Below are 19,109 nucleotides of genomic sequence, written 5' to 3' on the forward strand. Positions count from 1 at the left end.
TACGCAGAATCATTCCGCCTCCTTGAGCAGCGATTGCCAGTTCACAATCAGCGAGATCGGCGCTTCAGGACCCGGGTCGCTGTCGATGAAGACAAACGAGTTCGGGTTTTCTGCCGCATTCGGCGTCGGGTCGTACGTGCCGCCCCGCTGCCACGGTGTCTGGAACAATACCCGTGGCGCTGAAAAAGAAAACTCGTCCGCCGTCGCCTCGATGTCCACTGCCATCAGCGTACCGGTCTCGGTGACAAAGAACAGCTCATCGCCCTCGAGGCTCCACCGCGGCACATAGCTTTTGTTATCAGCCACCAGCCATTTGCGCTGGCGCTGGCCTTCCGGCCAGGCCGGCACGAACGGGACGACATAAATCCTCGAAGTGCCGCTCGTGTCCTGATAAGCCAACCAACGCCCATCCGGCGAGACCCTGCCATTGAATTGCGGGCCGGGCTCGGTGATCAGCGGAATCTCCGTCCCGCCGTCCAGCGGCACGGCCATGATGTCGTTGCGGTCTGAGGCCAGTATGGAGTCGGTGCTGATAATCAGGAAACGTCCATCCGCCGTCCAGTCCGTGGGGTGATCGTCGGCGCCCTGGTTGTCACGGACCAGCGTGTGCGCGCCGCCACCGATGCGCATGCGATAGAGGCCGCGTGGATTTCCGGCGTCCCCATCCCATCGGAACACCAGTTCAGTCCCGTCCGGCGACCAGACGGGTCGCTCTTCGCTGCCCGGTAGAAAAGTCAGGCGCTGCGGGGGCAGGGAAAACCCCGACACCGTCTCTTCCAGATCCTGCTGCCATCCGGTCGGCCGGGTCCAAAGATCGCTCGATTCGTTGGGCGAGACCATCGCCATCGCCAGAATGCGGCCATCCCGGCTCAACGATGTACTGAGGACCTGCGCGCCGGCGGTGTAGCCGGTCACGCGCCGGCCGTTGTAGGCAAACAGGGACACGCGACCTCCTTGCCAGGCCTGTCCATAGCCAAGCTGAACGCCGGCTGTCTCCGAACCGGACGGGCGGTACAGCGCCAGAACGCCAGAGGCGCTGGCCGAAAACTGCCCGTGCCATATGGACAGATCGGCTGCGATGCCGCCGGCGATGGCAACGGGGCGACCGCTGCCCGTGGCCGACTCCAGATCCATCGGGGTGGCGAGCAGCACGCCGTCGCTCACATGCAGCAGCCAGCCGTCGATCCAGGCCGCGCTGTAGTTGGATGCCATCAGGCGTCTGGGTGGCGCATCGGAATCCAGCGTACCCAGATAGATGCCGTTGTTGTCCATATCGTCGAGCACAGCGGTCACGGCGGTGAACAGATACTGATTGGTTCCGGCGATCACAAACGGCCAGCGGTGGCTGGTATGCGGGCTCTCATCGAGCGTTGTAAGCGGCGCGGGTTCGCCGCCATTGGCGCCAATGATCGACAGGCCGCTGCGAAAGTCATGGGTGTAGACGATGCGGCCGTCTTCGGTCCAGGCACCACCGCGCGCGGCGCCGACTGCGGCCACGTTGATGATGGTGTCGCTGGCGAGGTCGTAGCGACGCAGCTGTCGGCCATCGAAGAAGGCCAGCTCTCGACTATCCGGATTCCAGAAGGGGAACATCGCGCCATCGGTTCCGGCCAGCTCGCGCGGATCGGGCTGGTCCAGCGCGCGCACCCACAGGCGGCGCACCTGATCCGCGCCGGAGGCGACAAACGCGATCATGCGGCCATCCGGTGAGACCACCGGCGGGCCGGCCAGATCGCCCAGAAAATCGATGCGCGTGCCCGCCGGCGCCTGGATGCTGGCAAACAGGACTCCGGTGTTGGTCAGTGATTCCGCCTGTGCCTGCACATCGACAGAAACGCTGGCCTGTTGTGCGGAGGGCTCCGGATTGCTTTGCGCCAGCCAGGTCAGACCCGCTGCGGCGGCGGCAGTAAGCAGCAGGATCAATGCGAACGAGCCGTTACGGCGGCGGGGTGCAGCCGCCTCAGCCGCATCTTCCGTTACCAGATCCTCCGCTTTCTTCACGCCATCGGGCGTGAGCTCATAGGCCCAGGACAGAAACAGCGCCAGCGGAAAGCCCAGCACCAACAGCCCGGTGACGGTCTTGAACACCCACGCCGGCGCGCCGAAGTTGTCCAGCATGATGTCGGCGGCCTGGATGATGAACCAGGCGATTACGCCATAGGCAATGGCCACCCGGAAGACGTTGCGGCGCTTGAGTTCGTTCAGCAGGTTCATGGCGTCACTCGCATTCGAAGTCGTCCGCGCCGCTTGCGGTGACGATCGGGCGGCAGACATCCGGGAAGCCGTGTTCGTGCCAGTAGTCGGGCAAGCCGCGAGCGATCATCGCGCGCTTGCGGTGTGGCGAGTCTTTCATTCCCGGATAGCCCCGGAACCACCACCAGCCGGTCGCCTCGCTTTCTTCTTCCGCCGGCACGCGGTCGAACGCACCGAAGGCCAGGGTGTAGGCGGTCGCGATATAGGGGTCGGGCGGTGTCTCGCCGGGCGCGAGTTCGGAGCGGATTCGGGCTTCGAGTCGATCCAGCGCTTCCGTCCGGTCATAATCTTCGTCGCCGAGCGCCCGCTTCAGGTCGGCCACCATCCAGCGCGACCCGGGGCCGACCATGTCGGCCAGTTCGCGCAGCATCAGCAGCAACAGCATCTCGTCGCCCTCGGCAGCCACGGCGCCGAGGAACTGGGGGTAGGCTTCCTGGTGGCTGGTTTCGAAGATCTTCTTGAGACGTTCGATGGAGACGCCGTAGCGCCCTTGCAATGACGCGATCTCGGCGTAAGTGTAGATACAGATCGGGTATTCGGGATCGACCTCCAGGCAGCGTTCCACGGCCCGGTCGGCCTTGTCGAAGAAACCAAGGTTGCGCCAGGTCTGGGCGAGCCAGACGTGCGCTGTCGTAAATTGTGGGTCGATTGCGATGGCGTGTTCGTAGAGCTCAATCGCCCGCGCGTAGTCTTCGACCGGATGCTCGCGCACGAAAAACGCCGAGGCAGTCAGCGCGGCGACGTTGTCCGAGTCGAGCTCCAGCGCGCGTTCGGCTGATCGACGCCCAAGATCCTTGTAGTCGCGATCGAGAAACCCCCAGGACGGCGAGACGACGTAGGCCATGGCCAGCCAGCCGTGCGCTCGGGCGAAGCCGGGGTCGGCTTCGACGGCACGCTCGAGCAGTTCGATTGCACGCGGCAGGTTCTCGTAGTTGCGATTGATGAACAGTTCGCGCCCGGCCAGGAACGCTTCGTAGGCATCGATGTCATCGGTGCCTCCCGATGCCCCGCCGCCCTCGATCGCGACGTCCAGGCGCTCGGCCAGTGCATCCGTGATGGCCTGGGCGATCTCGTCCTGGATGGCGAATACGTTCTCGGCGCTCAGCCGGCGATCGTAGGTTTCCGACCACAGGTGCTGATCAGTCCGCGCGTCGATCAGCTGGGCGGTGATCCGGATGGTGTCGGCGGCCTTGCGCACCGATCCCTCGAGCACGTGACGGACCTGCAGTTCCTCGGCAATATCGCGGATGCTCAGCTCGCTCTGGCTCTTGAACGCGAAGGCCGAGGTGCGCGAGGTGACGTTGAGCGACTCGATCCTCGACAGCACGTTGAGAATTTCCTCGGCGATGCCGTCGGAGAAGTACTGCTGATTGCCCTCGGGCGACAGATCAGCGAACGGCAGGACCGCGATCGAGGCCTGGTCCGGTTCGTCGGACTGCGGCATATCGGAGGCGGTCGGTGCGCCCCCTTCCGGGACCGAGGATTGGACGACGGGACGAGCAACCGGTTCAGGCATCATCCGGTCGACCACCAGCAGACCGATTGCCAGCAGGGCGGCGACCAGCGTCGCCCAGTTGAGTTTCTGGGCGGTTTGTTGTTTGGTTTCCGGATCGACGCGCGCGTCCTTGTCGCGCTTGATGCCTTCGGGCGTCAGTTCGAAGACCCACGAAAACACGATGGCCAATGGAAAACCCAGCGCCAGGATCAGCACGATGATGCGGATCGCGGTATCCGGCACGTCGAATACCGGCAGCAGCGTTTCGGCCACCTGGACGACGACCCACGCCGAGACGATGTAGAACAGCGCAACCCGGAACACATTCCGGCGTTTAAGTTCGGCCCAGAGACTCATCTCGGCGCCCCTTGGAATATCGCCATATCAGTGATATGCTTTTCCATATGAAGACTACCCTGAATATCGACGACAGCGTCATGCAACGCCTGCGCGAGGAAGCTGCGCGCCAGGGTCGCACCATGTCGGAGCTGGTCGAGGCCGGCTTGAGACGGGTGCTTGACGAGCCCGAGCAAGATATCGATCAGGTACGAGAGCCGCTGCCGCAGTGGCACAGCGGCGGCGCGTTTGTCGACGTAGCCGACCGCGATGCGCTGGATGAACGGATGAACAAGGGCAGCTGAGCCGCTCGTATGTTCGTCATCGACACCAATGTGTTGCTGTATGCGGTCGATGCCGACAGTGAATTTCATGGGCCGTGCCGGGAACTGATCGAACAGGCGCGCGGACAGGCAGCGCCGTGGTTTCTGACCTGGGGCATCTGCTACGAATTCCTGCGTGTGGCCACCCACCGGCGGGTTTATCGCAATCCCTGGACCAGTCAGGCGGCCTGGGGCTTCATCCGAACCCTGCTGGCCTGCCCCGGACTGAGCATGCTCACCGCGACGCGGCGGCACGCGGCCGTGCTCGGGCAATGCCTGGACGAGTTGCCGGAAGCGCGTGGCAACTTCATGCATGACCTGCATATTGCCGTCCTGATGCGCGAGCACGGCATCGCCCGCATCGTGACCCGCGACAGCGATTTCCACCGCTTCGGATTTCTGCAGGTGGTCGATCCGCTGCGGGCGGCGCAGAGCGGATAAGGTCAAGGGGCGCTCTGCCGACGCGTTGTTTGCCGCCCCGCCCCGAAACACCGTGCAGCGCAGGCAATGAGCATGGTGCGGTTTTCGCGGAGCGAAAGAAGCGCCATGCGAATGCCGTCGCGCGTGCAGGCAATGAGCATGGTGCGGTTTTCGCGGAGCGAAAGAAGCGCCATGCGAATGCCGTGGCGCGTGCAGGCAATGAGCATGGTGCGGTTTTCGCGGAGCGAAAGAAGCGCCATGCGAATGCCGTGGCGCGTGCAGGCAATGAGCATGGTGCGGTTTTCGCGGAGCGAAAGAAGCGCCATGCGAATGCCGTGGCGCGTGCAGGCAATGAGCATGGTGCGGTTTTCGCGGAGCGAAAGAAGCGCCATGTGAATGCCGTGGCGCGTGCAGGCAATGAGCATGGTGCGGTTTTCGCGGAGCGAAAGAAGCGCCATGCGAATGCCGTGGCGCGTGCTTGAGTGCCGCGAACAGGTTCATGGCGTCAGTCGCATTCGAAGTCATCCACGCCGAGCGGCCGGCACTGCGGCGGGAAGCCGTTTACGCGCCAGTGCGCCGGAACGCCGAAGCGATCCAGGATGCGCTTGAACGCGTCTGAATTTCGAAGTCCGGGCAGCGACGGATCCCAGTACACCAGGGTCGATTCACTCATTTCCGGGACATCGGCGGCCAGGTCGTAGGCCCCGAGCGTCAGGTAATTCATGGCGTGGTACTTGCTCAGGTCGCCCGATCCTTCGACGACCTCGCGAACATTGGCCGGAGCGCGGCCGGTCCGATGGAACTCGAACATGGCCTGCTGCCATTTCGGGGACTTCTGGTCGATCATCATCAACATCACGGCCATCGCTGGCTGCCCTCGATCGAGCAGAGGGCGAATGAAGCTGAGCCCGCGGTTTCGGACGAAGCCGTTCTCGACGCCGGTGAGGAACACGGCCAGCGCATCGTCGGGTTTGCCCATGAATTGCAGGCTCAGCGCCTTGAAGCGCCGGCAGTTCTCGTAGACGGGGTCTATGTCCAGGCAGCGGTCCTGGTCGGCCAGGGCACGGTCGAAGAAACCCAGGTTCATCCAGTGAATGCTGCGCCACAGCCGGGCCGTGGCATTGTTCGGGTCGGCCTCGATCCCGCGGTCGGCCAGCCGCAGCGCCTCGGTAAAGTCGATCGGCCGGTTCTGGTTCTCCAGTATCGATTGGACCGACCAGGGCATCGACAGCGTCGGATCCAGCGCTAGCGCACGATCGGCGGCGGTCGCCGCCATCTCGCTGTAAGGCCGATCGACGAAACCCCAGTCCTCGATGACCGCGCCCACGGCCGCCATGCCCTCCCAGGCCCGCGCAAACTCGGGATCGAGCTCGACCGCACGCTCGAACAGACGAAAAGCCTCCGGCAGATCGGTGCGATCGCGGAACATCTCGCGTGCCTGCAGGTAGAGCTCGTAGGCGCCGATGTCGTCGGTATCGGCGAGGACCTCGACGGCGTTGAGTTCCTCGTCGCTACCGAGCGTGCCGCGCAGCGCGTCGACGATCGCATTGGCAATCTCGTCCTGGATCGCGAAGATATCGGTCAGTTCGCGGTCGTAGGTCTCCGACCACAGGTGGCGGTCGTTGAGGGCATCGATCAACTGCGCGGTGATACGCACGCGATTGCCGGCCTTGCGCACGCTGCCTTCGAGGATGTGGTTGACTCGCAGTTCGCTCGCGATCTCGGTGGCCGGCATCCCGCGCCCCTTGTAGGCGAACGACGAGGTCCGTGACGCCACGCCGAGCTTGTCCACGCGGACCAGCACGTTGAGCAGTTCCTCGGAAATGCCGTCGGCGAAATACGCGTTCTGCGCATCGCCGCTCATGTTGACGAACGGCAGGACGGCGATCGACGTGGCGTAGGATTCGGTGGCCGGATTTGCGCCTGCCGTACTTGCCGACTCGTGCGTTGTCGAGCCGCTCGCTGTTGCCTCGAGGACCCGCTCCGGCATCAGCCGGTCCGTGGTCAGCAACCCGATCGCCAGCACCGCGGCGATCAGAGTCGCCCAGTTGAGCTTGCGCGCGGTCTGCTGCTTGATCTCGGGACCCACCCGCGCGTCCTTGTCGCGCTTGAGTCCCTCGGGCGTCAGCTCGAACACCCACGAAAACACGATGGCTAATGGAAAACCCAGCGCCAGGATCAGCACGATGATTCGGATCGCGGTATCCGGCACGTCGAACACCGGCAACAGCGTTTCGGCCACCTGGACGACGACCCAGGCCGCGAGGATATAGAACACCGCGACGCGGAAGACGTTTCTTCGCTTGAGTTCGGTGAACAGGTTCATTGCGGAAACTCCGAACAATCCAGGCGGCGGCCTTCGGGGCCGTCGACGGGCCGGCAGCCGGGCGGGTAGCCGCGCGCTTCCCACAGCGACACCAGACCGAGATCGAGCGCTGCGGCAAAAAAGCGCGGGTCCTCGCGCAGCGCGGCCGTTGACGGCAACCAGGCCGAGCGCAGCCAGAACCAGAAGTCCTGGTTGTTCAGATCCGAATAATCCGATTGGTCCAGATGGTCAACAAGCAGATCCAGGCGCCCCAGGCCGATGGCCTCTTCGAGCATGTAGGGTTTCGGGGTGGTCTGCCAGAAGGCATCAACCCGGCCCGGCTCTTCCAGCGCCGCCTTGAACGGCAACCACTGTTCAGAATCCAGGCCTGCTGGCCACCGCGGCCGCAGGAACCGGGTCAGGGCCTGAATGCCCCGTTCGCGCTCACCGCTGCCCAGCAAATCCATGGCGATGATGTATTGGGCCGGCGCCCATCCGCGCTCCAGCGACAGTGCGGCTTCCGCCTCGGCGCGTGCCCGATCGCCCGCCGACAGATAGGCAATGGCCAGTTGCCCATGGTTGATTCCGGCCAGCGGGTCCATGCGCTTGGCCTGTTCGAGCACGCCAATGGCCTCATCGATGTAACCGCTGCGCAGCAGCAGGTAGCCCAGCCACATCACCGGCGTGGGATCCAGCCTGCTGCGTTCAGCCGCCTCGCGCAAGCGATCCAGAGCACCAATCAGATCGCGAGACTCGGTCAGCAGCTGCCCCTCGACGGCCAGCCCCAGAGGATGGTCGGGAGCCAGCCGGAAAGCCTGCTGCAGGGCGGCCGCAGCGGCCGCGTTGGTGGCAATCGGCCGCAGCGTGCGGATGTAGTACGGCGAGACCGAATGCGTCGCGGCCAGGTAGATCCAGGCCTCGACGAACTCGGGATCCAGCTCCACCGCGAAGCTCAGATCGGCAAGTGCCTCGGCCAGCTCGGCGCGGCGATGAAAGCGCGCACGACCGCTCAGGAAACGCTCGTAGGCCTCGAGATTGGCGGTCGGTACCGTCACCTCGACCTGACGCTTGCCGAGCAGCCCCTCCAGCCCGGTCGCGATCGCCTGGGCGATTTCCTGCTGCACGCCGAAGATATCGACCAGATCGCGCTCGTAGGTCTGTGCCCACAGTTGCCTATCACTGTCGGCATGGACCAGCTGGGCGGCGATGCGCACCCGCTGGCCCTGTTTTCTGACCGAGCCGGCCAGCACGTGACCAACGCCGAGCAGGCGGGCGATTTCGGCCATCGGGGTGTCCCTGTCCTTGAACGAAAACGCCGAGGTTCGCGAAGCGACCTTGAGGCCCTCGATCCCGGCCAGAACATTGAGCAGCTCTTCGGAAATGCCGTCAGCAAAGTACTCGTTGTCGGCATCGGGGCTCATGTTGACAAACGGCAGTACGGCAATCGAGGCCTCGCCCGAGGCTGCCGCCGGCAGGCGCGTGGATCCGGCCTCGTCGACGAGCCGGAACCGCTCTGTCAGCAGCAGCGCAACCAGCGCCAGGGTCGCGATCAGAATGAGCCGGTCCATGCGCCGCCCGGTCGTCGAGGCAATCGAGTGCTCGGGCGCGATCTCGCTCTCGCGCTTGACGCCCTCGGGCGTGAGCTCGTAGAGCCAGGAAAAGACCAGCGCCGGAATGAATCCGCCGGCCAACAGCACACCAACCCCGATCACGACCCGGTCCGGCACGCCAAAGATCGGCAGCAAAGTCTCGGCCATCTGGATGATCAACCAGGCAACGACCAGGTACAGACCGGCCATGCGAATGACATTGCGCCGGCTCAGTTCTTCCAACAGCTTCATCGCACCTGCCCGCTGCAATCGAGCCGGCGGCCGGCCGGGTCATCGACCGGCCGGCAGCCCGGCGGAAAGCCGTGCATGTCCCAGAAGCCCACGATGCCACGCTCGCGCATCAAGGCAAGGAACCGCGGATCTTCGCGCACCCAGCGCAGCGAGGGCAGCCAGCTGCTGCTGGTCATGAACTGGTAGGAGGCCTGCGGCCCGGCCAGGCCGAAAACCGTCCCGGAATCCCTGAACATCAGCGCGGCCAGCATCGGCAGCGCCCGGCCCTGGCGCGCGCCGGGTGCGTTGGCGGCCAGAAACACGGTCTGCTTAGAGGCGTCATCGAGCGCCGCGATCAACCGGTCGAGGAACTCGCGATCGTCCGCTGCGACCAGCGGCCGCGCGGCGCCGAGAAGATCGGCCGCCGCGGCCGGGTCACCGCCGTTGGCCAGTTCCAGGGCGATGACGCAGGCCCAGAACGCCTGGGCGCTGGCTTCGACCGCGCGCAGGACCAGTCGCCTGCCCTCTTCCACGCGCCCCAGCGTCGCATGGGCCAGCCCGAGATAGCCGTTGTTGATCGGCACCAGAGGATCCCGGGCCTGCGCCTGGACCAGGTGCGGCAGCGCACGCTGTGCGAAACCAAGGTCGAGCCAGGACAGGCCGAGCCACAGGCGCGCCGAGGTGTCCGCGGCGGCCCGGTCGGCAGCCTGTTCCAGCAGGCGCAGGCCTTCGGCCATCTGGACCGGATCCCCCTCGCGGAACAGCCAGTCCCCCTTGACCGCCAGGGCCACCACCAGACCCGGATTCAGGGCCAGCGCGCGGTCGGCGGCCAGCGGCGCCTGGGCGCGCAGCACATCGCGATCACGCTCGGTCGGCCAGCCGGCACTGGCCACGTGGCTGGCGGCAGCGAGAAAGGCCCAGGCTTCGGCAAAACCGGGATCGCGCTCGACCGCGAACTCCAGATCATCGATCGCGGCGTCCAGGCCAACGCGCTGGTAGAAACCCGAGCGCCCGCGCAGGAACCGCTCGTAGGCCACCAGATCGGCGGTCGGCTGGGTTACCGAAACCCGGCGCACGCCCAGCACGTCCTCCAGCGCGGTGGTGATGGCGCGCGCGATCTCTTCCTGGACGCGGAAAATGTCGGTCAGATCACGCTCGAAGGTCTGCGACCACAGGTGGGTGTCACTGTCGGCGTGGATCAGCTGGGCGGTGATCCGCACCCGCTGGCCCTGCTTGCGCACCGAGCCTTCCAGCACGTGGCGGACATCGAGCAGACGAGCAATCTCGGGGATCGGCGTGGCCGAATCCCTGAACGAAAACGCCGAGGTCCGTGAAGCCACCTTCAAGCCTTCGATCCCGACCAGAACATTGAGTAGCTCTTCGGCAATGCCATCGGCAAAAAACACGTTGTCGGCATCGGGGCTCATGTTGACAAATGGCAGCACGGCAATCGAGGCATCGCTGGTCGCCACGGCCGGCGCCAGTGCAGGCGCGGCACCCTCGGAGGGCCAGAACCACTCGACCAGCAGCAGTCCAAGCAATGCCAGGACACCGACCAGCATCAGCCGGTCCATGCGCCGACCGCTAACCGGGGCCATGGACTGCTCGGGGCTGACCTCGGTATCGCGCTTGAGGCCGTCTGGCGTCAGCTCGAACAGCCAGGCAAAAACCAGCGCCGGAACAAACCCGATGGCCAGCAGGACAATGATCGCCCTGAGCACCCAGCCCGGCACATCGAAGGCGGGCAACACGGTCTCGGCCACCTGCACGATCAGCCAGGCTCCGACCACGTACAGCCCCCCAACGCGGAAGACGTTGCGGCGCTTGAGTTCGCCGAGCAAGTCAGCCATCGACTGATGCTCCCTGCCCCTTGCGCGAGTATCTTGCCTGGAGCGCCCGGAACGCCGGGTGGTCGCGGTGGCGGTCGAAGGCGGGGTCGAGGATCAGGCCATCAAAGCCCCAGTAGCGCATATCGCGCTGCAGGTAGGTCTCCACGGCTTCGGCCACTTCCTCGCTGTCGGCGATCAGGGCGAGGATGAAAAACTGCTTGGCGCGCAGTTCGCCTTCGATCAGCGCATCGCGCTGCGGCACGGGTTGGGCCAACGCGGTGTCCATCGCTTGCCGCGCGTCGTCGGCACGGCCGAGCAGCGCCAATGCCCGGGCCCGGGCCATGTAGAGACGGTAATCGTCCGGCTGGACTTCGAGTTGGTCCGCGATTCGTGCAAGCGCAGCTTCGGACATCAACCGGACCTGATCGGCGTTGGCTTGCGCGTGGGCCAGGCGGGCACGAAAGAGTTCGACCGGCTGCCATTCGAATTGATCGTAAATCGGTCTTCCCTGTAGCGCATCCAGATAACGGTCGGACTTTTCGAATTCGCGGCGGAACAGAAACCAGCGAAACGGATCGCTACCGACAAGGCTGTTGTTCGGAGCGGCAAGCGCTTCAGGTTCCATCGTGAGCAACTCTTGCGGCTGCTCGCCCCAATAGCGGAAGCGAGCCCAGGTGTAGCCGATGCGCCAGAGCGCATCCGTGCCCTCCGGCAGGGCGGTCAGTCGACGCTGCCAGCGCCGGGCCTGCTCGAGGTCGCCGGTCAGCCAGTGCGTCTCGATCAGCGCGTTGAGCACTTCGACCGAGCGCGGATCCAGCAGTGCGGCGTCCTGCAGCAATTCCAGGGACTCGAACGGCAGCCCCTGGCGGCGCTTGATCCAGGCACGCAGCATCGGGATCTCGGCGCTGCCGGGCAATCCGCCGACGGCCCGGTCGAGCTCGGCCAGCGCGGCCTCGTAATCGAGGTCGGCGCGATAGAAGTGCTCGGCTTTTGCCAGGCGCAGGCGCGGGTCGTCGGGCGCAAGCGCGAGTGCCTTGTCGATCCACTCGCCGCCCTGTTTCCGGTGGCTGTCGCGGCGCGAGATGTACCAATACAGGTTGGTGTATTCGCGGCCCAGCTCGCCCATCGCCGCGGCAAAACCGGGGTCGAGGTCGACGGCCCGGCGGTACAGCTCGATGCGGGCGTTGATGCCCGGCTCGCTGGTATCGACGAACTGGCCGCGTGCCCGCAGGAACAAATCGTAGGCTTCGGCATTTTCGGTCGGGGCCCGGCGGGCGGCGAGTTCGGCTCCAGGGGCGATCTGTTTTCCCAGCGCCAGCGCGATGTCGGCGGCGATGTCGGTCTGGACCGCGAACAGGTTTTCAGGCGTCAGCTGCCGGTCGTAGGTCTCGGCCCAGATGTGGGCATCAGTAGAGGCATCGATCAGCTGCACGGTGATGCGCACCTGCTCGCCGGAGCGCTGCACCGCGCCCTCGAGGATATTGGCCACGCCCAGCTCGGTGCCGATTTCGCGCAGATTCTTGGTCGTCTCGGCGTATTCCATCACCGAGGTGCGCGAGATCACGGTCAGTGTCCGGTTGCGGGCCAGTTCGGTCAGCAGTTCATCATGGATGCCGTCGACAAAGAACTTGTTCTCCTTCATGGCGCTGCGGTTAGTGAACGGCAGCGCGGCGATCGAGCCGGGTGACGGAATCCAGGGATCGAGTTCGGCAGCCGGACTTTGCTCGGCTGGCCGCGGCGATGGCTGCGCCGAACGTGGTTCAGGATTTGACTGAGCCCGTGAACCGGCGTCCGATTCGGGCGCCAGCAGCGCCGGGCCGAGGTGCTGGACGATCATCAGCACCACCAGCAGCACCACTGCGCACAGGGTAATCACGTCCAGTCGACGAGCCTGAGGGCCCACGTTGCGCTGCGTGCTGCCGTCATCGACGCGAATGCCCTGTGGGCCGACTTCAAATACCCAGGCCATAGCCAGCACCGGAATAAAGCCCATGACCAGGAACGCGATCAGCGCCTTGCCGACCCAGTCCGGGGCGCCGGTAAAACCGAGCACGATGTCGGCCACTTGCAGCATCAGCCAGCCGATCACGACATAGGCCGCGGCAACACGAAACACGTTACGGCGTTTAAGCTCGGCCCATAGGCTCATCGGGTGCACTCCAGTTGTCGCAGCGGCTCTCCGGACGGCCGACAATAATCGGGCCAGCCTCGCTGACGCCAGAACTCGACCAGGCCTTTTGCTTTGGCCAGGCGCATGAAGTCCGGGTGTTCGCGGAAGGATTCGTCGAACGGCGACCAGATCATCATCAGCACGATCTGCCCCGACGGCGGCCTGGGCCGGAGCGCCTCCTCGATTGCCGCATCGTGCAGCCCCAGAAACAGCAGCAGGTTGGTCCAGTCCTTGTCCGGCATATCGGCCATTGCCGCATCGAGTCGGCCGCGCAAGGCTGATCGCGTTTCCGGGTTGGCCATCGTCGGGGCTATTTCGCGGTAAATCGCGCGCGCTTGCTCGTCGATGCGCTCGTCGTCGTGTACCCAATCGTCGAAGGCGCTTTTCGCCACTTCCCCGAAGCCGTTCTCATTGAGCGCCAGTTTGAGCAGCCACGCGCTGGCCGGGCCGCGCCAGCCCAGCTGACGGGCCCGCCGAAGGCGTTGGTCAGCCGCCTCGAACCGACCGGCGATGACGTCGATGGCGCCCAGCCAGCCGTAGTGAATGCCGCTGAGCGGATCGAGCTCGCGGGCGCGCTCGAAACAGTCGCGGGCCGCCTCGACATGCCCGGCCTCGAGCAGAGTCAGGCCTTTCCACATCCAGGTGTTGGCGTTGTTTGGATCCTCCTGCAGCGAGCGCTCGGCAAAACCCAGCGCATCGATGCGCCGCCCCGCGTCGGCGGCCAGCCGGGCGCTGACCGCCAGCGCGTTGGGCTCATCGGCTATCCGGCTCAAAGCCTGGTCCGCAGCTTCCAGGGCGCGGGCGCTGGCGGCCTCCGTTGCAACCTCGGCCGAATATGACGGCAGGACGTATTCAGTGCCCGCCAGCACCGCCCAGGCTTCGGCAAACCCCGGGTCGAGCTCGACGGCGCGGCGCAGCAGCTCGCGCGCCGGCATCAGGCTGGCGCCGCGCTGGGCGAACAGCTGCCGCCCCCTCAGATAGAACTCGTAGGCCTGCAGGTTGTCGGTGGCCCGGCGAACGCGCACCGTGCGGATGCCCAGGGTATCGGCGAGGGCGTCGGCGATCGCCTGGGCGATCTGCTCCTGCAGCTCGAAGATGTCGGTCAGCTCGCGGTCGAAGCTGCCCGACCAGAGCTGGCGATCGCTGGCCGCCTCGACCAGCTGGCCGGTAATTCGCACCTGGTCACCCTGGCGGCGCACCGAGCCGTCGACGACGTGGGCAATGCCCAGGCGACGGCCAATCTCGCGCACACCGACAGCTTCGTCCCTGAACGAAAACGACGAGGTTCGAGAGGCCACCTTCAGCCCCTCAACGCGAGACAGGACATTGAGGATTTCCTCGGCCATGCCCTCGGCCAGGAACGCGTTTTCGGCTTCCGGGCTCATGTTGGCAAACGGCAGCACGGCGACCGAGTGCGGATCGACCGGCCCAGGCGGGGCTGGCGGCAGTGGAGCAGGCGCGGGCGATGCGTTCGGCTCGGCCGTCGAGGGCACTTCCACGGGCAGCTCCGGCTGGACGCCTTCGGGCAGCACGAACTCGCGTATGGCCGACATGCCCAGCGCCAGCAGAATCAGCGCCAGGGTCAACTGGTCAAGACGACGACCCGTGCGCTTGTTCTCCGGATTGTCGCCATCCGGGCCCTGATCGAAGCGCAGCCCCCGCGGCGTCAATTCCAGCATCCAGGCCAGCGCCAGCACCGGCACAAGCGCGATCAACAGCCCGACAATCAGCGCGCGAATCGCTTCGTCGGGAAAGCCGAGGTAGGGGAACAGAAGATCGGCGATCGCGATCAGCAGCCACGACAGCGCCAGCCAGGCCAGGCCGGCGCGCAGCACGTTGCGGCGCTTGAGCTCCTCCCAGAAACTCACCACGAAACACTCGGAGAAACCGCTGAGCATCCCGCCGATCTGCGGATTGCGCGGCCCCACATGGACGCGTTACGCGCTGCGCCGGTATTCCCCGAGAGGTACCGAGAATTCGCCATCAGATTGTGTTTCCCTTTCGCGCTGTCCGCAGATCAGCGAAACAGCCCGAACCAGGCTGTGGCCGAATTCACAGAATACTTGATTGACCTCAACTTTTACAGCGTCACAGCACATGGCCCGCGATCGCGAAACCACCAGAAACTGCCGGCTCATTCGCTATAGCCAGCACCCGGGATCCGACATCTGTGGCCCCGGCGCTGCTTATGGCAACCAGCGTCAGGGGTGGAGCAGATCTGGCTGATGCCTGTAGCCGGCAAGCCCGACAGGGCTCTGCGGTGGAAGGGCCGGCTGCATCAACCGCTGTCGCGCCAGCCCGAGGTAATGGGGTAACGCCGGTCGCGTCCGAAAGCCTTGCGTGTGATGCGCGGCCCAGGGGCGCCCTGGCGGCGCTTGAACTCGGCCGCTAGCACCATCCCGGCGACCCGCCGCACCACCGCCTCGTCGGCGTCGGCCGCGGCGATCTCGGCGATCGACTGGTCCTGCTCGACGTAGCGCGTAATGATGTCGTCGAGCACGTCATAGGGCGGCAGCTTGTCCTGGTCGGTCTGGCCCGGCGCCAGTTCGGCCGAGGGCGGGCGATCGATCACGCCCCGCGGTATGGCCTCGGAGACGGTGTTGCGCCACCCGGCCAGTTCGTAGACCACGGTCTTGAGGACATCCTTGAGCGGGCTGTAGCCGCCGCACATGTCTCCGTAGATGGTGGAATAGCCCGTCGCCAGTTCACTCTTGTTACCGGTCGCAAGCGGCAGGTGCCCGAACTTGTTCGACAGCGCCATGATGATATTGCCGCGGGCGCGAGCCTGGAGATTTTCCTCGGTAAAGTTCTCCCGGGTGTCGGCGAACACTTCGGCCAGCTGCTTGAGCTGGGCCTGGTAGATCGGCTCGATGGAAATATTCTCAAAGCGCAGACCCATAAGCTCGATCTGCTCGCTGGCCAGAATTAGTGACAGCTCGGAGGTATGTCTGGAGGGCATCATCACGGCCAGCACCTGTCCAGGGCCCAGGGCATCAGCGGCCAGTGCCGCGGTCAAAGCCGAATCGACCCCGCCAGACAGGCCCAGCACCACCGATTCGAAGCCGTTCTTGAGGGCGTAATCGCGAAGACCGCGCTTGAGCACTTCCCAGATCACCGGCAGACGCGCGGTTTCACCTGTCGGCCAGTGACGGTAGTCCAGGCGCCCGGTAGCGGCGTTGAAATCCAGGCAGAGCAGCGCCTCGTCGCACAAGGGCGCCGGTTCGGAGAGCTTGCCGTGGCCGTCAACGGCCAGGGAATGCCCGTCAAAGACCAGGTCATCCTGCCCGCCAACGCAGTTGAGATAAATCAGCGGCAGTCCCGTCTCGTCGTGGCGTTGGGCCAGAATGCGGGCGCGATCCCGGTGCTTGCCATCATAGAACGGCGAGGCATTGGCCGATATGATGATCTGCGCGCCAGCCTCGCACGCCGCCGCCGCGGCCTCCGGCGTCCAGGTGTCCTCGCAGATGATCACGCCGGCCTTGACGCCGCCGACCTCGATTACGAGGGGACTGTCACCCGGAACGAAATAACGTCGCTCGTCAAATACCGCATAGTTGGGCAGATCCCACTTGTCATAGCTGTCCAGGATCCTGCCGTCACGCAACCATGAGACCGAGTTGAAGCGTTTTTCGGCATCAGCACGGGGGTGGCCGACGATCACATCAATGCCACGGACCGCTGCGGCGATCTCGGCCAGAGCGGCGTCGCTGGCCTTCATGAAACCGGGGCGCAGCACCAGGTCTTCGGGCGGGTAGCCGGTCAGCGCCAGCTCGGGAAACACCACCAGATCAGCCCTGAGTTCGTCGCGAGCGCGAGCAACGCGCGCGAGAATCCGGTCCCGGTTACCGGTGATATGGCCGACCCGGAAGTCGTCCTGGGCGAGTGCAATTCGGAGCATTACGGTTTCCGGTTTACGGTTTCCGGTTTTCGGGTGCTGACAGGCACGAACGCCCGAATTCTGAACCCGTAAACCGTAAACCGGAAACCGTCCACCTTTTACTTCAGGCGACCTGCAATCGCGTCGCCAAGCTCGGTCGGCGAGCGCACCGTCGTCACCCCGGCCTCTTCCAGGGCTTCGTACTTGGCTTCGGCCGTGCCCTTGCCACCGGCGATGATGGCGCCGGCATGGCCCATGCGCTTGCCGGGCGGCGCGGTCACGCCGGCGATGTAGGCGGCCACCGGCTTGCTGACGTAATCGGCGATGAACTCGGCCGCGTCTTCCTCGGCCGATCCGCCGATCTCGCCGACCATGATGATGCCCTCGGTTTCCGGGTCTTCCTCGAACAGCGACAGGCAGTCGACGAAGTTCATGCCCTGGATCGGGTCGCCGCCGATGCCGATGCAGGTCGACTGGCCCAGGCCCACCTGGGTGGTCTGGTAGACCGCCTCGTAGGTCAGCGTGCCCGAGCGCGAGACCACGCCGATCTTGCCCTTCTTGTGGATCTGACCCGGCATGATGCCGATCTTGCACTCGTCGGGCGTGATGATGCCTGGGCAGTTGGGGCCGATCAGGGTGACGTCGTCGTAACCGTTGAGCGCGGCCTTCACGCGCATCATGTCGAGCACCGGAATGCCTTCGGTGATGCAAACGATCACGCGCACGCCGGCATCGGCGGCCTCGAGGATGGCGTCGGCGGCGAACGGCGGCGGCACGAAAATCATCGAGGCGTCGGCGCCGGTCTCCTCGACCGCCTCGTCGACGGTGTCGAACACCGGCAGGCCGAGGTGCTCCTGGCCACCCTTGCCCGGTGTTACGCCGCCGACCATGCGAGTGCCGTAGGCAATGGCCTGCTCCGAATGGAAGGTACCCTGGCTTCCGGTGAAACCCTGGCAGATGACCTTGGTCTTGCTGTCGATCAATACACTCATTGCTGATTCCTTCAGGCGCCGGCCGCTTCCACGGCCTTGCGCGCACCGTCATTGAGATCGTCGGCGGGGATGATGTCGAAGCCGCTGGTGGCGAGCATTTCTTTGCCTTTTTCCACGTTAGTGCCCTCAAGGCGGACAACCAGCGGCACGTCCAGGTGAACATCCTTGACCGCGCTGATGATGCCCTCGGCGATGGCGTCGCAACGCACGATGCCGCCGAAGATATTGACCAGGATGGCCTTGACGTTGTCGCCGGACAGAATCAGCTTGAAGGCTTCCTTGACGCGCTCGGCATTGGTGCCGCCGCCGACGTCCAGGAAGTTGGCCGGCTCGCCGCCGGCAAGCTTGATGACGTCCATGGTGGCCATTGCCAGGCCGGCCCCGTTGACCATGCAGGCGATATTGCCGTCGAGCGTGACGTAATTGAGCTCGTGTTTGCTGGCCTCGAGCTCGGTCGGATCCTCCTGCGACTCGTCGCGCATTTCGGCCAGCTCCGGATGCCGAAACAGCGCGTTGTCGTCTGCATTGAGCTTGACGTCCAGAGCGCTCAGGTCGCCCCGGCCGTCAATGATCAGCGGGTTGACCTCGATCAGGCTGATATCCTTTTCAATGAACAGACGGTACAGCCCATCCATGATCTTGACCAGCTGGCGCACCTGCTTGGCATTGAGCCCCATGCGGAAACCGATCTGCCTGGCCTGGTAGGGCATGTAACCGGCGGCGGTATCAACCGCGGCAGTCACGATTTTCTCAGGACTGTCGGCAGCGACCTGCTCAATGTCGACGCCGCCGGCAGCCGACCCCATGAATACGACGGCCTTCTGCGCTCGATCGACAAGCGCGCCGAGATAGAGCTCCTGCTTGATCTCGGTGGCTTCGGCCACCAGCACCGAGTTGACCGGCAACGCGCGGCCGCCGGTCTGGTAAGTCTCGATACGCATGCCCAGCATTCTGTCGGCAGCGCTATGCACTTCATCCAGACCGGATACCAGCTTGACTCCCCCGGCCTTGCCACGTCCCCCTGCATGCACCTGGGCCTTGACAACCCACTGCGAGCCGCCCAGTCGCTCGGCTGCTGCCACCGCCTCGTCGGCGCTCGTCGCAAGGAATCCCCGCGGCACCGGTATACCGTACTCCTCGAACAGGCTCTTGGCCTGATACTCATGAAAGTTCATGCGTCAACAATCCGTTTGGTTGGTTTTCGAATGGCATCGTGCCAGACGGGGGATTCTATCACCGCCAGCAGGACAAACCCGTGCATTGTTGCAGTACCCGGCGCTGCACGCCAG

Annotated in this window: 13 protein-coding genes; 2 read left to right on the forward strand and 11 right to left on the reverse strand. The window is 64.9% G+C overall.

Features of this window, described 5'->3' with window-relative positions; genetic code table 11:
• Nucleotides 1–9: 9 nt before the first annotated feature.
• Entirely contained in the window at nt 10–2,214 is a 2,205-nt protein-coding gene (locus HND55_10665) for a hypothetical protein (protein ID QKK03063.1), read from the reverse strand.
• 4 nt (nt 2,215–2,218) lie between these two features.
• Nucleotides 2,219–4,105, reverse strand: a complete 1,887-nt coding sequence (locus HND55_10670) for a tetratricopeptide repeat protein (GenBank protein QKK03064.1) — start codon at nt 4,103–4,105, stop codon at nt 2,219–2,221.
• A 47-nt stretch (nt 4,106–4,152) separates the two neighbouring features.
• Here HND55_10670 and HND55_10675 point away from each other — a divergent pair, with 47 nt between their 5' ends.
• Nucleotides 4,153–4,389, forward strand: a complete 237-nt coding sequence (locus HND55_10675) for a ribbon-helix-helix protein, CopG family (protein ID QKK03065.1) — start codon at nt 4,153–4,155, stop codon at nt 4,387–4,389.
• 9 nt (nt 4,390–4,398) lie between these two features.
• Entirely contained in the window at nt 4,399–4,848 is a 450-nt protein-coding gene (locus HND55_10680) for a PIN domain-containing protein (GenBank protein ID QKK03066.1), read from the forward strand.
• 2 nt (nt 4,849–4,850) lie between these two features.
• Here the strand turns inward: HND55_10680 and HND55_10685 are convergent, their stop codons facing one another.
• From HND55_10685 to sucC, 9 genes are all read right to left on the reverse strand, one after another.
• A complete protein-coding gene (locus tag HND55_10685; protein QKK03067.1) occupies nt 4,851–5,285 on the reverse strand; it encodes a hypothetical protein in 435 nt (144 codons plus the stop codon).
• A 47-nt stretch (nt 5,286–5,332) separates the two neighbouring features.
• Nucleotides 5,333–7,153 carry a hypothetical protein gene (locus HND55_10690; GenBank protein ID QKK03068.1) on the reverse strand — a complete coding sequence of 607 codons (1,821 nt, stop codon included), beginning with the start codon at nt 7,151–7,153 and terminating at the stop codon, nt 5,333–5,335.
• A complete protein-coding gene (locus tag HND55_10695; GenBank protein ID QKK03069.1) occupies nt 7,150–8,973 on the reverse strand; it encodes a hypothetical protein in 1,824 nt (607 codons plus the stop codon). Before HND55_10695 ends, HND55_10690 begins: the two co-directional genes overlap by 4 nt.
• Complete coding sequence (locus HND55_10700) at nt 8,970–10,802, reverse strand: hypothetical protein (GenBank protein ID QKK03070.1); 1,833 nt, start codon at nt 10,800–10,802, stop codon at nt 8,970–8,972. Before HND55_10700 ends, HND55_10695 begins: the two co-directional genes overlap by 4 nt.
• Nucleotides 10,795–12,930 carry a hypothetical protein gene (locus tag HND55_10705; protein ID QKK03071.1) on the reverse strand — a complete coding sequence of 712 codons (2,136 nt, stop codon included), beginning with the start codon at nt 12,928–12,930 and terminating at the stop codon, nt 10,795–10,797. The genes HND55_10700 and HND55_10705 overlap by 8 nt, the downstream gene beginning before the upstream one ends.
• Nucleotides 12,927–14,819 (reverse strand): tetratricopeptide repeat protein, encoded by a 1,893-nt coding sequence (locus HND55_10710; protein QKK03072.1) that lies wholly within the window; start codon nt 14,817–14,819, stop codon nt 12,927–12,929. The genes HND55_10705 and HND55_10710 overlap by 4 nt, the downstream gene beginning before the upstream one ends.
• Nucleotides 14,820–15,229: 410 nt before the next feature.
• The gene (locus HND55_10715; GenBank protein ID QKK03073.1) at nt 15,230–16,849 is read right to left on the reverse strand and encodes an NAD+ synthase; all 1,620 of its coding nucleotides are present in this window, start codon (nt 16,847–16,849) and stop codon (nt 15,230–15,232) included.
• A 98-nt stretch (nt 16,850–16,947) separates the two neighbouring features.
• A complete protein-coding gene (gene sucD / locus HND55_10720; protein QKK03074.1) occupies nt 16,948–17,820 on the reverse strand; it encodes a succinate--CoA ligase subunit alpha in 873 nt (290 codons plus the stop codon).
• A gap of 11 nt (nt 17,821–17,831) precedes the next feature.
• Nucleotides 17,832–18,995: an ADP-forming succinate--CoA ligase subunit beta gene (sucC, locus tag HND55_10725; GenBank protein QKK03075.1), complete on the reverse strand. Its 1,164-nt coding sequence runs from the start codon at nt 18,993–18,995 to the stop codon at nt 17,832–17,834.
• Nucleotides 18,996–19,109 lie beyond the last annotated feature (114 nt).

This window comes from Pseudomonadota bacterium (assembly GCA_013285445.1).
Lineage (GTDB): Bacteria > Pseudomonadota > Gammaproteobacteria > Xanthomonadales > Wenzhouxiangellaceae > Wenzhouxiangella.

What these genes read in the sequence shown, in the direction of transcription:
- HND55_10665 (QKK03063.1), bottom strand. Translation starts at nt 2,214, where the DNA reads ATGAACCTGCTGAACGAACTCAAGCGCCGCAACGTCTTCCGGGTGGCC.
- HND55_10670 (QKK03064.1), bottom strand. Translation starts at nt 4,105, where the DNA reads ATGAGTCTCTGGGCCGAACTTAAACGCCGGAATGTGTTCCGGGTTGCG.
- HND55_10675 (QKK03065.1), top strand. Translation starts at nt 4,153, where the DNA reads ATGAAGACTACCCTGAATATCGACGACAGCGTCATGCAACGCCTGCGC.
- HND55_10680 (QKK03066.1), top strand. Translation starts at nt 4,399, where the DNA reads ATGTTCGTCATCGACACCAATGTGTTGCTGTATGCGGTCGATGCCGAC.
- HND55_10685 (QKK03067.1), bottom strand. Translation starts at nt 5,285, where the DNA reads ATGGCGCTTCTTTCGCTCCGCGAAAACCGCACCATGCTCATTGCCTGC.
- HND55_10690 (QKK03068.1), bottom strand. Translation starts at nt 7,153, where the DNA reads ATGAACCTGTTCACCGAACTCAAGCGAAGAAACGTCTTCCGCGTCGCG.
- HND55_10695 (QKK03069.1), bottom strand. Translation starts at nt 8,973, where the DNA reads ATGAAGCTGTTGGAAGAACTGAGCCGGCGCAATGTCATTCGCATGGCC.
- HND55_10700 (QKK03070.1), bottom strand. Translation starts at nt 10,802, where the DNA reads ATGGCTGACTTGCTCGGCGAACTCAAGCGCCGCAACGTCTTCCGCGTT.
- HND55_10705 (QKK03071.1), bottom strand. Translation starts at nt 12,930, where the DNA reads ATGAGCCTATGGGCCGAGCTTAAACGCCGTAACGTGTTTCGTGTTGCC.
- HND55_10715 (QKK03073.1), bottom strand. Translation starts at nt 16,849, where the DNA reads ATGCTCCGAATTGCACTCGCCCAGGACGACTTCCGGGTCGGCCATATC.
- sucD (QKK03074.1), bottom strand. Translation starts at nt 17,820, where the DNA reads ATGAGTGTATTGATCGACAGCAAGACCAAGGTCATCTGCCAGGGTTTC.
- sucC (QKK03075.1), bottom strand. Translation starts at nt 18,995, where the DNA reads ATGAACTTTCATGAGTATCAGGCCAAGAGCCTGTTCGAGGAGTACGGT.